The sequence below is a fragment of the Methylobacterium sp. BE186 genome, from assembly GCF_031457035.1.
Classification (GTDB): domain Bacteria; phylum Pseudomonadota; class Alphaproteobacteria; order Rhizobiales; family Beijerinckiaceae; genus Methylobacterium; species Methylobacterium segetis.
Genome location: NZ_JAVDVV010000037.1, coordinates 13,874 through 27,612, shown reverse-complemented (window position 1 = coordinate 27,612; position 13,739 = coordinate 13,874). Strand labels below are relative to the sequence as shown.

Here is a 13,739-nt window from a genome sequence, read left to right as displayed (position 1 = left end):
ATGGCGGCCCTGAAGCCGATCCTCCTCGTCGAGGACAACCCGAACGACATCGAGCTCACGCTCGCGGCGCTCGAATCGACCCAGCTCGCGAACGAGATCGTCATCTGCCGCGATGGCGCCGAGGCGCTCGACTTCATCTACCGGCGTGGACCGCACGAGGGACGGCATGTCCAGGACCCGGCCGTGATCCTGCTCGACCTGAAGCTGCCTAAGGTTGACGGGCTCGAAGTCCTCGCCAAAGTGAAAGGCGACCCGACCACGCGGGGCATCCCGGTGGTGATGCTCACCTCCTCACGGGAGGAAACCGACGTCGTGCGCTCCTACGACCTCGGCGTGAACGCGTTCGTGGTGAAGCCCGTCGGCTTCGAGGAGTTCTTCGCCGCCATCAAGGAACTCGGGGTGTTCTGGGCGCTGCTGAACGAGCCGCCGCCGCACCGGGGAGGCTGGCCATCGAACGCGTGACGGACGTGGCGGCCGCCCCGCTCCGCATCCTCCACCTGGAGGACAGCGACCTCGACGCCGAGCTGATCGAGGCCGAGCTCGACCGCCTCGGACTGCGCGTGCGGATCGGGCGGGTGATGGATCGCGACGCGTTCGCCGTCGAGGCGTGCCCGGGACGGCACGACCTGATCCTCGCCGACTACGTGCTCCCCACCTTTGACGGCATCAGCGCGCTCGGCATCGCGCGCGAGCAATGTCCAGACATCCCTTTCGTCTTCTGCTCGGGCACGCTCGGGGAAGACGTCGCGGTCGAGGCCCTCAAGAACGGCGCCGTCGACTACGTAACCAAGCAGCGGCTCGACCGCCTGCCGCGAACTGTGTTGCGGGCGCTTGCCGAGGCGCGGGCGCGGGACGAGAAGCGCGCAGCCGAGGCCGCCCTGCAGGCGCTGAACCGCACCTTGGAGGCGCGCGTCGAGGAGCGGACCCGCGAGCTCGCCGACGCGAACAACGCGCTCCAGGCGCAGATCGTGGAGCGCGAGCGCGTCGAGGAAGCTCTTCGCTTGGCACAGCGCCTCGAAGCCGTTGGTCAGCTCACCAGCGGCGTCGCGCACGACTTCAACAACCTGCTCACCGTCATCGCCGGCAACATCGAGTTCCTGGGACGCGAGGTCTCCAGCGAGCGCGGGCAGCGACGGCTCGGGATGATGAAGGGTGCGGCCGAGCGTGGGGCCAACCTCACGGCGCAGCTCCTCGCCTTCTCGCGCCGGCAGCGGCTGGAGCCGACGCCGGTGAGCCTGAACCGGACGGTCGCCTCAATGCGCGACCTGCTGCAAAGCTCCATCGGCGGGGCGGTGCGGATCGAGACGACGCTCCAAGCCGGTTTGTGGCCGGCCCTAGTCGATGCCACCCAGATCGAACTCGTGATCCTCAACCTCGCCATCAACGCCCGCGACGCGATGGCGGTCGGCGGCCTCCTCACCATCGAGACTGCCAACGTCGCCGTCACGGGCAGGCCGACCCGGCCGGAGCAGCCGCAGCCGGGCGATTACGTCATGGTGTCGGTGAGCGACACCGGGAGCGGGATGCCGCCCGAGGTGCTCGCCCGCGCCTTCGAGCCGTTCTTCACCACGAAGGAGGTCGGCAAGGGATCGGGGCTCGGGCTCGCTCAGGTCTACGGCTTCGTGAAGCAGTCCGGCGGCGGTATCCGGATCGACACGGTCCCGGGCGAGGGCACGTCGATCAAGGTGTACCTGCCGCGCGTCGACGGCGACGACGCGGATGCGCCGCCGGCGTCCGCACCGGCTGATTGCGCGCGGACGCACCCGCCCGGCAGCAAGCCGGCCCTCCTCGTGGTGGACGACGACGCCGGGGTGCGCGAAGTGACCGCGACCCGGCTCGTCGAGGCCGGCTACGGCGTGCGGGAGGCGGCCTCCGGCCTGCAGGCGCTCGCCGCGCTGGAAGCGGACCCGTGCGTCGACCTCGTCGTGGTGGACTTTGCGATGCCCGGGATGAACGGGGCGGATACGGCGGCCGAGATCCGGAAGCGATGGCCGCAGGTCCCGGTCCTGTTCGTCACCGGCTATGCGGACACGGCCGCGCTGACGCAGGTGGGGGCCGTCGGGGTCGACAGCATCGTCCAGAAGCCATTCCAGGACGGTGAGCTCGAACGGAAGGTCGCCTCGACCCTCGCGGCCCGGCCGATAGCGCAACTGAGGCTGGTCTCGGGCCGCGACCGAAGCGCCTGACGCGTTCGCGCGGTGCCGCCGCGCTTCCGGTCGATGCGGCGCTGCCGACGGCTCCGGCGACGGCAGTCCCCATGGCGGAAACTAGGCTTGTCGCTGTCGCTCCGCCGACACGACCAAGGCCACGGCGAGGCCGGCGGCGACGGCATCCTCGGCAAGCCCGCGGGAGCGACCGGCCGCCGTCTTCGAGTCCGCCCCGCGCGCGGCGCGCCCGAGGAGGGTACCGGCGACCGCTCCAGCGAGACCGGCCAGGGCCCCGTACACTCGGGTCGGTCGTGCCGACCGGTCAACGCCCAGCCGCCGACCGCGCCGATCGCGAGCCGGAGACCGAAGGATGGCGGGATGCGCCGGTCTGGGGCGAACGGCATCTTGTCCCCGGCCATCTCGGCCAGGGCCGCCGTCGTGGCAATCGCCCGCGCACTGGGTCCCAAGGGTGGTTCCTGCGCCTCGTCACGCCGCGCTTCCACCGGCCCGTCGGGACGGCACCGGCGGTCGGCTCCGAGCGCACGACCTGGCGGATCAACGAGACCATCGACGGCAGCGTCTTCGCGCGGTGGCGCGACAATCCCGGGTACCGGCCGCCGAACCTGGCGGAATGGATCGAGAGGATGCGCGTCGACCCGACCCGCGTGACGGGCGCGCTCAAGGCCGAGGACGCCACCCCTGTGTAGCCAGCGGGCGGCTACCGCTCGCGCACGACTTTCAAGACCTGCATCCCGCCATCCGGCGTGAAGACGTAGGCCCCCACGTCGAGGCGGCGGAAGAGCCGGGGCCGCACGATCAGCAGGCACGCGAAGGTCGCGCCGATCCGGTCCTCCGCGAGAAGCTCATGCATGGCGGCGAGGTCATCACGGCTGGGTGTGCTCGGAAGCGACGGGTGCGAGTGCCATTCGCCGAGATAGTTGAACCGCATGTAGTCGTAGCCCGTCCTTCGGTGGAGCGCGCAGATCGCCTCGCCGTGATGCCCGGGGTCCGCGTGCGTACGGTCGCGATAGACGCCCATCGGGATGACACCGGGCATCCGCCACGCATTCTCGACACTCGGCTCGATCTCCCGAGGGGTCGAATTCTCATTTCGAACGGCGGGAAGCGAAGTTCACCTACGATGCGCACGCCCCGTCCCCACCCGGGTTGTCGATGCCCAGAGCCTGCCTCAAGGCCGCCCGCGTAGGGAATGATCGTCACGAGGGGTTCTGGATCGGGGGCGGGCAGCTCGGACATCTTCGATGACGCCCGGCGGGATTGGCATACTTCGGACGGGCATCCTTGCGGCACGCCGCCGCGTTGTGTGAGCTGATCCCACAGGCCACAGGCCCGCATGCCCCTCCGCAAGTCCGTCACCATCTCGCTCAGTCCCGAGCTTCTGGCCGTCGCGGAACGGCTGCTCGCCTCGGGTCGCTACGGCAACATGAGCGAGGTTATGCGCACGGCGCTACGCCTCCTCGAAGAGCGCGAGCTCGCCTTCCTGGCCCATCGCGAAGGGGCGTCGGCGCCCGGCGAGGCTTGATCCCGTGAGCGACAACATGGCCTTCCTGGCGGGCGGCGGCGAGGCCGCCCGCATGATCCGCGCGCGCGACTGGTCCGGCCACCCCCTCGGCCGCCCCGAGATCTGGCCGACAGAGCTGCGCACGGCGCTCAGCCTGGTGCTGAACTCGCCGGAATCGATGATCCTCGCCTGGGGGCCCGAGCTCCACTTCTTATTCAACGACGCCTATGCCCCGCTGCTTGGGCCCCGGCTCTCCTGGGCAATGGGCGAGCGCTTCGACGTGGTTTGGGCCGACGCCTGGGAACAGGCCAAGCCCATCATCGACGACGCCTTCGCAGGCCGCAGCCGCCGCTTCGACGACCTGCTGTGGAAGCTCGGCACCGATCGCGGCCCGGCCGAGACCTGGTTCTCGTTCTCCTACTCGCGCGTGCTCGACGGCGAGGGCCGCGTCGCCGGCCTCTTCATCTTCACCAACGAGACCACCGCGCGCGTGCTGGCCGACCGGGCCTTGCGCGAGAGCGAGGAGCACTTCCGTCAGACGGTCGAGCTCAACCCGCAGGTGCCGTGGACCTGCGACCCGCAGGGGAACGTCACCTCCTACTCGCACCGCTGGCTCGAACTCACCGGCCAGGGGCCGGGCGAGCCGGACGGCGCCGGCTGGACCAAGGCGCTCCATCCCGACGACCTAGAGCCGACCGCGGCGGTATTCACGACCCGCTTGGCCTCGGGCGAGCCAGTGGACGTCGACTACCGCATCCGCATCGCCGCCACGGGCGAATACCGCTGGCAGCGGGCCCGCGCCTATCGCCGCCGAGACGACGCCGGCGCCATCATCCGCTGGTACGGCGTGGTCGAGGACATCCACGACCAGAAGCTCGCCGAGGCGGCCCTGCGCGAGAGCGAGGAGGAGCTGCGGCTCGTCGTCGAGAGCGCCCGGGACCACGTCATCCTCACCACCGACACCGACGGCGTCATCACGCGCTGGTCGGCCGGCGCGCAGGCAGTCCTGGGCTGGTCGTCCGAGGAGGCGGTTGGGCAACCCACCGCCATCACCTTCACCCCCGAGGACCGCGAGAAGGACGCCGATCTGCGCGAGATCGCGACGGCGGCGCGGAACGGCTGCGCCGCCGACGAGCGCTGGCACCTGGCGAAGGACGGCCGGCACGTCTTCCTGAACGGCTCGGTCCACCCGCTGCCGCCGGATGCCCAGGGTCGCCCGCGCGGCTTCCTGAAAGTCGCCCGCGACGAGACCGCCCGCATCCGGGCCGAGGAGGCTCGGCGCGCGAGCGAGGCCCAACTGCGCCTCGTCGCCGACGCGCTGCCCCTCCTGGTGTCCTTCGTCGACCGCACCCTGACCTACCGCTTCGCGAACGCCGCCTACCGCGACTGGTTCGAACGCACACCGGACGAGGTCATCGGCCGAAGGGTCCATGACCTCGTCGACGAGGAGGGCTTCCGAGCCAGGCTGCCACACATGGAGCGGGCGCTCGCCGGAACGCCGGTTCGCCTTGATCTGCCCTGGCCGTGGCCGGATGGCCGGCGGCGGATCGCTGACATCCGCTACGAGCCGCGCCGGGATGCAAGTGGCAAGGTCGACGGCTTCTACGTCTTCGTGCAGGACGTCACTGCCCAGCGCGACGCCGAGGCGGGGCTCGCCGCCGAGCGCGACCGCCTCTGGGACCTCAGCGAGGACCTGCTCGTCAACGCCGACTACGAGGGACGCCTCCTGCAGGTCAGTCCCTCCTGGACGGTCCTGCTCGGCCATGACGAGGAGACCCTGCTGACCCGGCCCTACGCCGAGATCGTCCATCCCGACGACTTCCCGGTCGTGATGGAGGCGCTGCTCGACATGCGGGCGACCGGCAGGCCGGTGCGGTTCGAGGACCGGGTCAAAGCCGCCGACGGGACCTGGCGCTGGATCGCCTGGAAGCTGGCGCCGGAGCCGGGCGGCACCCGGCTGACGGGTGTCGGGCGCGACATCTCCGCCGAGAAGGGGGTCGCCGAGGAGAAGGCGCGGCTCGAAGAGCAACTGCGGCAGGCGCAGAAGATGGAAGCTGTCGGGCAACTGACCGGCGGCCTCGCGCATGACTTCAACAACCTGCTCGCCGGCATCTCCGGCTCGCTAGAGCTGATGCAGACCCGGATGGCCCAGGGCCGGCTGACCGACCTAGACCGCTACATGACCGCGGCCCAGGGCGCCTCGAAGCGGGCCGCCGCACTCACGCACCGCCTGCTCGCCTTCTCGCGCCGGCAGACCCTCGACCCGAAGCCGACCGACGTGAACGCCCTCGTCCACGGCATGGAGGAGCTGATCCGGCGCACGGTCGGCCCCGAAATCGAGGTCGAGGTGGTCGGCGCCTCCGGGCTGTGGCCGGCCTTGGTTGATCCGCACCAGCTTGAGAACGCACTGCTCAACCTCTGCATCAACGCGCGCGACGCCATGCCGAGGGGCGGGCGCATCACCGTCGAGACCGCCAACAAGTGGCTCGACGAGTACGCCGCGAGGAAGCACGACATCCCGACCGGGCAGTACCTTTCGCTCTGCGTGACCGACACCGGCACCGGCATGAGCCCGGATGTCATCGGCAAGGCGTTTGACCCGTTCTTCACGACCAAGCCCATCGGTCAGGGTACCGGCCTCGGGCTCAGCATGATCTACGGCTTCGCCAAGCAATCGGGCGGGCAGGTGCGCATCTACTCCGAGGTCGGCGAGGGCACGACCGTCTGCATCTACCTGCCGCGCCACCACGGCGCGGTCGACGAGGACGACCCGCTGGCCGGCCTCGGCGACGTGCAGCGCGCCGAGCAGGGCGAGACAGTGCTGGTGGTCGACGACGAGCCGACCGTGCGGATGCTGGTCACGGAGGTCTTGGAGGATCTCGGCTACACCGCCATCGAGGCCGCCGACAGCGCCTCGGGGCTGAAGGTGTTGCAGTCGGACGTGCGCATCGACTTGCTCATCACCGACGTCGGCCTGCCGGGCGGCATGAACGGGCGGCAGATGGCGGACGCCGGCCGCGAGCGGCGTCCTGGGCTCAAGGTGCTGTTCATCACCGGCTACGCAGAGAACGCGGTGGTCGGCAACGGCCACCTGGAGCCCGGCATGGCCGTGCTGACCAAGCCCTTCGTGGTCGAGGCTCTGGGCGTGCGCATCCGCGAGATGATCGCGCATGGCTGATGCCGAACGGCTAAGCCTCACCGAGGCGGTGCTCTCCCGGTCGATGAGAGCCGCCGCTCGGGCCCGATGGATCGCGCGGGCCTGCGGCATCCTCGGCACGGGGGTGTCCCTGACCGTCCTCGTCGGCTGGTGGTTCGACGTGCCGGCGATGCGGCGCCTCATCCCCGGCCAGCCGCCGATGGTCGTCCTGACCGCACTCGGCACGCTCCTGCTCGGGGCGGCGCTCCTGTTCGCCGCCCGGCGCGAAGGCGCGCGGGCCAGCCGTCGTACCGGTCGGAGCCTTGCCGGTGCGGCCGCGGCCATCGCACTCGGCGCAGGCCTGCAATACGCCCTTCCGGGTGGCTTCCGCCTCGACGACTGGGTCCAGCGGCTTGTGTTCGGGCCTTTGGCGCCCGACAGCGGCATGGCACTCGCCTCGGCCGCCAGCATCCTCGGCGCCGCGTCCGGCCTCATCCTCCAGGACGTTCGAAGCCGTCGCCTCCACCTCTTCGGCAGCGTCGCGGCCCTCATCGCCTTCGTCGTCGCGGCGGTGGGCGGCCTCGGCAACGCCTACGGCCTGGGCGCCTTCCACCAGGGCGGTCCCTACTCCCGCATGGCGCTGGTCACAGCGCTGACGCTTGGGATCCTGTCGCTCGGGGTGCTCCTAAGCCGGCCCAACCGGCCGTGGGTCACGACCGCCCTCGGCGGCGGCGAGGCCGGAGCCCTGACCTGGCACCTGCTGCCGGCGGCCGTGGTCGCGCCGCTGGTGCTGGGCCTGCTGGAACTCCATGCCGTCCGCGCCGGACTGCTGGAGGCGGAGACCGGGTCAGCCCTCCTCGTCATCGTCCTGGCGCTCTGGCTGGCTGCCCTGACCACCCGGTTGGCCCGCAACGTCGACCTGCGCGCCGTGGCTGACAGGCAGCTCCGCGATGCGCTCCAGGGCATGAATGACACTCTGGAGCGGCGGGTCGAGGAGCGGACCCGCGAGCTCGCCGAGGCGCAAGACGCGCTGGTCCAGGCCCAAAAGATGGAGGCCATCGGGCAATTGACCGGGGGCGTGGCGCACGACTTCAACAACCTGCTGACCATCATCCGCTCGTCCATCGACTTCCTGCGCCGACCGAACCTGCCGGAGGAGCGCCGCACCCGCTACATGGACGCGGTCTCCGACACGGTGGAGCGCGCCGCGAAGCTGACGGCGCAGCTTCTCGCCTTCGCCCGGCGCCAGGCGTTGAGGCCGGAGGTGTTCGACGCCGGCGAGCGCCTCACGGGCGTGGCGAGCATGCTCGATTCCCTCACGGGCGCGCGCATCCGCATCGTGACGGAGAAGCCTGAGAGCCCCTGCTTCGTGCGAGCCGACGCGACCCAGTTCGAGACGGCGCTGGTGAACCTCGCGGTGAACGCGCGCGACGCCATGGCTGGAGAGGGCACGCTGACCATCGCCCTGAGCTGCCACCGGCTGAAGCCGCCGATCCGCGGCCATGCCGGCTCGCCGAACTATTTCGCCGTGGTGTCGGTCACGGACACCGGCTCGGGCATCCCGAAGGAGCGGCTCGCCCAGATCTTCGAGCCGTTCTTCACCACCAAGGAGGTGGGCAAGGGCACCGGGTTAGGCTTGAGCCAGGTCATCGGCTTCGCGAATCAGTCGGGCGGCGACGTCGACGTGGACAGCTTGGTCGGGCGTGGCAGCACCTTCACGCTGTACCTGCCCCAGGCCGACGCGAACGAGGGTGCGGCGAGGGACGCGGCGGAGCCGGAGGGGGTGCCGGTCGAGGATGCCGACCAATGTATCCTGGTGGTCGAGGACAATGTCGAGATTGGTCGCTTCTGCACGCAGATCCTACACGACCTCGGCTACGGCACGGTGCTGACGCAGACGGCGGAGGCGGCGCTCGCCGAGATCGAGGCGGTGCCCTTCCGCTTCGACGCGGTGTTCTCCGACGTGGTGATGCCCGGCATGGGCGGGATCGAGCTGGCCAAGCGGCTGCAGGAGCTGCACCCGGAGATGCCGGTGGTGCTGACCTCCGGCTACAGCCACGTGCTGGCGAAGGAGGACGCGCACGGCTTCGAGTTCGTGCGCAAGCCCTACTCGGCGGAGCAGGTGGGCAAAGTCCTGAGCGCGGCCACCGCCCGGAAGCCGAAGGTCCGCGCCGCTACCTTGTAGAGGTAGACCCTGGAGCCGGCCTGGGAATGGGATAGGGGTTCCATACAGGCGCGTGCACACACCCCGTCAATTCCTCAGAGGGGCCGCCCCTGTCAGCCCCTGCGGGGCGCCAAATGGCGCCTTCGCCGGAGCCGTGGTACCCCTGTGCTTCGCGAGCGACTTGCCGGCACGGTCAGCCATCGCGCTTCGTCACGGAGCACACGATGGGCACGGCTACCGCGAGCCCTGCGCTCGCAACCCTCGCCACCGCCCGGGCCGGCAGGACCCAGCGCCTGATCGCCGGCCTCGTCAGCTTGGCCTTCGGCGCGATCACGCTCGCGCTGCTTCCGTTCGCAAGCTGGCCCATATGGCCCATGCCGGGCTTCGTGCCCGTTTACCAATCGGCCCTGATCGTGGTCTACGGCCTGACCACCTACCTCTTCCTCACTCAGTACCGGCGCACCCGCTCGGGGTCGCTACTCGTGCTCGGGACCGGCAGCCTCTACGTGACGCTGGCCGTGCTCCTGCAGTTGCTGTCGTTCCCCAACGTTCTCGCTCAAGGACGCATCCTCGGCAGCGGGCCGGACACCACGACCTGGCTCTGGACCTTTTGGCACCTCGGCCCCCCGCTCTTCGCGCTGCCCTACGCGATCATGGAGGGCGACGGGCGCGACCGGATTGTGTCGCCATCGCGCGTCGGTCGGGTGGGCCTGCTGGCGATTGCTGGGACGATGGCGGCCGCCGCGCTCACAGCCGTGGCGGTGACCCGCTACGTCCACCTCCTGCCGAAGAGCGTGGAGGGCGACGACTACTGGCTGCTGACGACCTCGGGCGTCGGCCCGACCGTCGTGGCCCTCACGGTGCTCGCCCTGGCTGTGCTGTGCTGGACCACGCGCCTGCGGACCGTGCTGCAGCTCTGGCTGGCCGTCTCGCTGCTCCTGCTCGTGTTCGACAACATGGTCACCCTGCTGGGCGCCGCCCGCGGCACGGTCGGCTGGTTCGCGGGGCGTCTGGAGGCGCTTGTTGCAGGCTTCATCCTGCTCGGTGTCTACCTGCGAGAGGTCGACTTTCTATACGCCCGCGCTGAGGCCGCAGCCGATGAGCGCGAGGCGCGGCGGTCGGAGCTGCAACTGGCGCGCGACAACCTCGCCCTCGCGCTCGAAGCGGCCGAGATGGGCGATTGGGAGCTCGACCTGCGCAGCGGCGCCTCGCGCCGAACCCCGAGGCACGACGCGATCTTCGGCTACCGCGATCCGGTCGAGACGTGGGGCATCGAGACCTTCCTCGGGCATGTCCTGCCCGAGGACCGCGCCATGGTCCGCGCTGCCTTGGAAGGGGCGAGCGGCACGGAGCGTATCGACCTGCACTGCCGGATCAAGCGGGCCGGCGACGGCGCAACCCGATGGATCGCGCTGCGGGGCAAGGCATACCGCGACGGAGCGGGCGAGGTGCGCACGATTGCCGGCATCGTCATGGACACGACGCAGCAGCACGAGGCCGAGGAGCGCCTGAACCAAGCCCAGAAGATGGAGGCCATCGGCCAGCTGACCGGCGGCGTGGCGCACGACTTCAACAACCTGCTCACCATCATCGTGGGCAACCCCGACATGATCGTGCGCAAGCCCGACAACGCGCAACGCGTCGAGCGGCTTGCCACCTCGGCGATGACCGCGGCCCGGCGCGGGGCGGAGGTGACCGAAAAGCTGCTATCCTTCTCGCGACGGCAAGTGCTTCGGCCCGAGACGATCAACCCGAACCGCCTGCTCAACGACTTCCGGGCCTTACTGCAGCGCGCGGTGGGCGAGACGGTCGAGGTCCGGCTCGACCTTGATGCAAGCCTCGACCCCGTGCGGCTGGACCCAGGGCAGTTCGAGAGTGCAGTGCTCAACCTCGTAGTGAACGCGCGCGATGTGATGCCGGGTGGCGGCACACTGACGGTGAAGACCTGCAACGCACACCTTGACGCCGGCGAGATCGTGGGTCGGCCGGACCTACGCCCCGGGGCCTATGTGCTCGTCTCCGTCTCGGACACGGGCCATGGCATGGATGCCGGTACGCTCGCCCGCGCGTTCGAGCCGTTCTTCACGACTAAAGATGTCGGTAAGGGCACCGGCCTTGGCCTGAGCCAGGTCTACGGCTTCGTGCGGCAGGCCGGCGGCCACGCTCAGATCAAGAGTGAGGTCGGGCGCGGCACATCCGTCGAGCTCTACCTGCCGCGCTCGGCTGAGAAGGCGGTGGAGAGCCGTCCGGACGGCGCGCTGCCGCTACGCCGCGCCGCCTTGGGCGAAGTGGTCCTGGTAGTCGAGGACGAGCCGGCGGTGCTGGAGATGGCGGTCGAGAGTTTGGGCGAACTCGGCTACCGGACGCTCACCGCGACGCACGCCGCACAGGCCCTAGGACGGCTGGGTGGTCCAGAGCGGATCGACATCCTGTTCTCGGACGTGGTGATGCCCGGCGGCATGAACGGGGTGCAGCTCTCCGTCGAGGCACGGCGCCTGCGGCCCGGCCTGCGCGTGCTCCTGACATCAGGCTACACGGGCACTGCTCTCGACGACCAAGGGGTGCCAGCAGACCTGCCGCTCCTCAGCAAGCCGTACCAACGAGACGAGCTCGCGAACAAGCTACGGATCGTCCTTGGCTGAGGATGGCCCGCACGGCGGACGCGGTCCGATCCTGGCGGACGGACCGTTATCGGGACCGGAGCACGGGATGTCAGGCAACGTCGGCGGTTGCCGGATGAGTGGCGCCTCGCAGGCGGCCATGAGGGTGCGCACGTCGCTCACACTCTCCTCTGCTCCGGCCAGGGTCATCAGCCCGGCGCGGCGAAAGACCTTGCCGCAGGCGAGCACGCCCACCACCGCGAAGCGCAAGTCTGGCAGGTTGACGATGCGGCATTCGACCGGCTTGGCCACAGTCCTCGTTCCCGCTGTCTCAGGCCGAGAAGCGCCGCGCATTGGCGGCGACGAGTTCCTGGTAACGGTAGGGGGCACTTCAAGGCATCTACCTAAGCTACGCTGACCGTCCGCTTACCCATAGCTCCCACACCGAAGCGGACGGGCTGCTCTCGGCCAACATCGGTCGTCTGCAGCTCAAGGTCGGGCTACTGGAAAGCGGACGCTCCTCGAACCTGTCGCAAGCCGATGAACGAATCGTACCTGCCATCGCCAGCAGGGCGGTTCTCAAGCGAGGCGCCCAAACTGATCGGGGTTGATTATTTTTCCGGCCAGCTTTGCGCTTCGGCTAGGAGCGAAGCCGCATTTAGATCAGGACGGATGGCACGCTCCGGTCCATTCAGACGAAGCGCCGACCGGAGAAGGTGATGCCGCCATCCACTCCACGGCTGGTCACCCATAGCGGGACCTTCCACCTCGATGAAACCTTCGCCTATGCCGTCCTTCGGCTGGCACTCAGCCTGCGTGAGGTTGGGCGAGATCATGAGCTTGTTCGAACCCGCGACGAGGCTGAGATCGCGCGGGCCGACTTGGCCTGGGACGTAGGAGCAGCCTACGAGCCCGCAGCGGGTCGTTTCGACCATCACCAGCGTGGCGCGCCGGTGCGAGAGGATGGCACGCCCTTCAGTTCAGCCGGGCTGGTCTGGCGCCACTACGGTGAAGCCGCCGTACGGAGCGTGTCGGGCCTGCCTGATACCGCGCAGTTCGATGCGCAAGTCGGAGCAGTGATCGATCGCGAGTTGGTGCGGCGCATCGATGAGACAGACAATGGCGTCGGCAGTCCCGGAGATGCCCTAGGCCTTGCCGCGATTGTTGAGGACTTCAACCCAGCCTGGAGCGCGCCCGCAGTTGGTGATCGCACAGCGGAAGATGCAGCCTTCCTGCAGGCAGCAGACCTGGTGCAAGCCTCCCTGAAGCGGCGCATCGATGCAGTACGGGCGCGCCTGGCCGCTGAAGCTGCCGTTCTCGACGCTCATGCCCGGTCGACGGATCCGCGCGTGCTAGAGCTCAACCAGAAGATGCCTTGGGAAGGAGCGGTCTTCGCGCATGCGCTCCCCGTTCTCTACGCCGTATATCCGGTCTCGAGCGGCAACTGGATGGTGGAGGCCATGCCGCCGGAGCCTGGCTCGTTCGCTCAGCGCCTTCCGCTACCAGAGGCTTGGGCCGGCTTGCGCGACGCTGAACTGGCTATGGCCAGCGGTGTGCCCGACGCCGTGTTCGCCCACTCTCGCCGCTTCGTTGGAGCAGCCCGTTCGCGCAAAGGGGCCTTGTTGATGGCCCGCAGAGCCATCGAGATCGGGCGGAGACCGGCGAGCATCTGAGAAAGGGACCGTGGCCATCCCGGTCAAACAGAGAGAAGCGCACTCAGCGCCCGGTTGCACCCCACCTTCAGCGCAGCTCGTAGCAGTTGACGACGACGCGTTGGCTCCTCGTCACATCGTACAGGGTGGAGCACTGCACGAGGTGCTTCACATCCTTCTTCCGGAACAGGATCAGAGAGGTTCGCACGTCGAGGTTCCCCGCATATCCCGCGATCTCCCAACCGTCACCGAGTAGGCGTTCGATCGTGATCGACGCCTCAATGGCGGATGCGAGGCCGCCAAATGCGAGAACCATCAGAAGGCCGAGGGAGAACCGCATCGTGACCTCACACCCTCAATGATCGCGTCGACCTTTCCGATGGCGGCGCACGGACAGCATCGAAGCCCTGTTGGACTGCGCCGAAACCTGTCGGCTCGCCAAGCTGATCAGGTTCGGAGCGCCCGCGCGAACTCGATAACGGCTCGACCCGGCACGCCATCTGGCACACGTAGCTGCC

10 protein-coding genes and 1 pseudogene are annotated in these 13,739 nt (G+C 69.2%); 7 read left to right on the top strand and 4 right to left on the bottom strand.

What is annotated here, in order from left to right; genetic code table 11:
- Entirely contained in the window at positions 1-462 is a 462-nt protein-coding gene (locus J2X36_RS24830; RefSeq protein WP_310354650.1) for a response regulator, read from the top strand.
- Positions 459-2,186: a response regulator gene (locus J2X36_RS24825; RefSeq protein ID WP_310354648.1), complete on the top strand. Its 1,728-nt coding sequence runs from the start codon at positions 459-461 to the stop codon at positions 2,184-2,186. The genes J2X36_RS24830 and J2X36_RS24825 overlap by 4 nt, the downstream gene beginning before the upstream one ends.
- A gap of 81 nt (positions 2,187-2,267) precedes the next feature.
- Here the strand turns inward: J2X36_RS24825 and J2X36_RS24820 are convergent.
- Positions 2,268-2,650 (bottom strand): annotated as a pseudogene (locus J2X36_RS24820) (hypothetical protein).
- A 215-nt stretch (positions 2,651-2,865) separates the two neighbouring features.
- A complete protein-coding gene (locus tag J2X36_RS24815) occupies positions 2,866-3,204 on the bottom strand; it encodes a Mov34/MPN/PAD-1 family protein (protein WP_310354646.1) in 339 nt (112 codons plus the stop codon).
- A 297-nt stretch (positions 3,205-3,501) separates the two neighbouring features.
- Here J2X36_RS24815 and J2X36_RS24810 point away from each other — a divergent pair, with 297 nt between their 5' ends.
- From J2X36_RS24810 to J2X36_RS24795, 4 genes are all read left to right on the top strand, one after another.
- Positions 3,502-3,690, top strand: coding sequence for a type II toxin-antitoxin system ParD family antitoxin (locus tag J2X36_RS24810; protein WP_310354645.1), 189 nt, complete (start codon positions 3,502-3,504; stop codon positions 3,688-3,690).
- A 4-nt stretch (positions 3,691-3,694) separates the two neighbouring features.
- Entirely contained in the window at positions 3,695-6,847 is a 3,153-nt protein-coding gene (locus J2X36_RS24805) for a PAS domain S-box protein (protein ID WP_310354642.1), read from the top strand.
- On the top strand, positions 6,840-8,990 hold the full coding sequence (locus J2X36_RS24800; RefSeq protein ID WP_405029854.1) for an ATP-binding protein: 2,151 nt from the start codon (positions 6,840-6,842) through the stop codon (positions 8,988-8,990). The genes J2X36_RS24805 and J2X36_RS24800 overlap by 8 nt, the downstream gene beginning before the upstream one ends.
- A gap of 203 nt (positions 8,991-9,193) precedes the next feature.
- A complete protein-coding gene (locus J2X36_RS24795) occupies positions 9,194-11,611 on the top strand; it encodes an MASE4 domain-containing protein (protein WP_310354640.1) in 2,418 nt (805 codons plus the stop codon).
- Here J2X36_RS24795 and J2X36_RS24790 read toward each other — a convergent pair.
- On the bottom strand, positions 11,591-11,881 hold the full coding sequence (locus J2X36_RS24790) for a hypothetical protein (protein ID WP_310354639.1): 291 nt from the start codon (positions 11,879-11,881) through the stop codon (positions 11,591-11,593). The genes J2X36_RS24795 and J2X36_RS24790 overlap by 21 nt on opposite strands.
- A 407-nt stretch (positions 11,882-12,288) precedes the next feature.
- On the opposite strand from J2X36_RS24790, the gene J2X36_RS24785 reads away from it, so the two are divergent.
- Positions 12,289-13,242 (top strand): MYG1 family protein, encoded by a 954-nt coding sequence (locus J2X36_RS24785; protein ID WP_310354637.1) that lies wholly within the window; start codon positions 12,289-12,291, stop codon positions 13,240-13,242.
- 67 nt (positions 13,243-13,309) lie between these two features.
- Here the strand turns inward: J2X36_RS24785 and J2X36_RS24780 are convergent, their stop codons facing one another.
- On the bottom strand, positions 13,310-13,561 hold the full coding sequence (locus tag J2X36_RS24780) for a hypothetical protein (RefSeq protein ID WP_310354636.1): 252 nt from the start codon (positions 13,559-13,561) through the stop codon (positions 13,310-13,312).
- Between the last annotated feature and the right edge of the window lie 178 nt (positions 13,562-13,739).

What these genes read in the sequence shown, in the direction of transcription:
- J2X36_RS24800 (WP_405029854.1), top strand. Translation starts at nt 6,840, where the DNA reads ATGGCTGATGCCGAACGGCTAAGCCTCACCGAGGCGGTGCTCTCCCGG.
- J2X36_RS24785 (WP_310354637.1), top strand. Translation starts at nt 12,289, where the DNA reads ATGCCGCCATCCACTCCACGGCTGGTCACCCATAGCGGGACCTTCCAC.
- J2X36_RS24810 (WP_310354645.1), top strand. Translation starts at nt 3,502, where the DNA reads ATGCCCCTCCGCAAGTCCGTCACCATCTCGCTCAGTCCCGAGCTTCTG.
- J2X36_RS24830 (WP_310354650.1), top strand. Translation starts at nt 1, where the DNA reads ATGGCGGCCCTGAAGCCGATCCTCCTCGTCGAGGACAACCCGAACGAC.
- J2X36_RS24780 (WP_310354636.1), bottom strand. Translation starts at nt 13,561, where the DNA reads ATGCGGTTCTCCCTCGGCCTTCTGATGGTTCTCGCATTTGGCGGCCTC.
- J2X36_RS24795 (WP_310354640.1), top strand. Translation starts at nt 9,194, where the DNA reads ATGGGCACGGCTACCGCGAGCCCTGCGCTCGCAACCCTCGCCACCGCC.
- J2X36_RS24815 (WP_310354646.1), bottom strand. Translation starts at nt 3,204, where the DNA reads ATGCCCGGTGTCATCCCGATGGGCGTCTATCGCGACCGTACGCACGCG.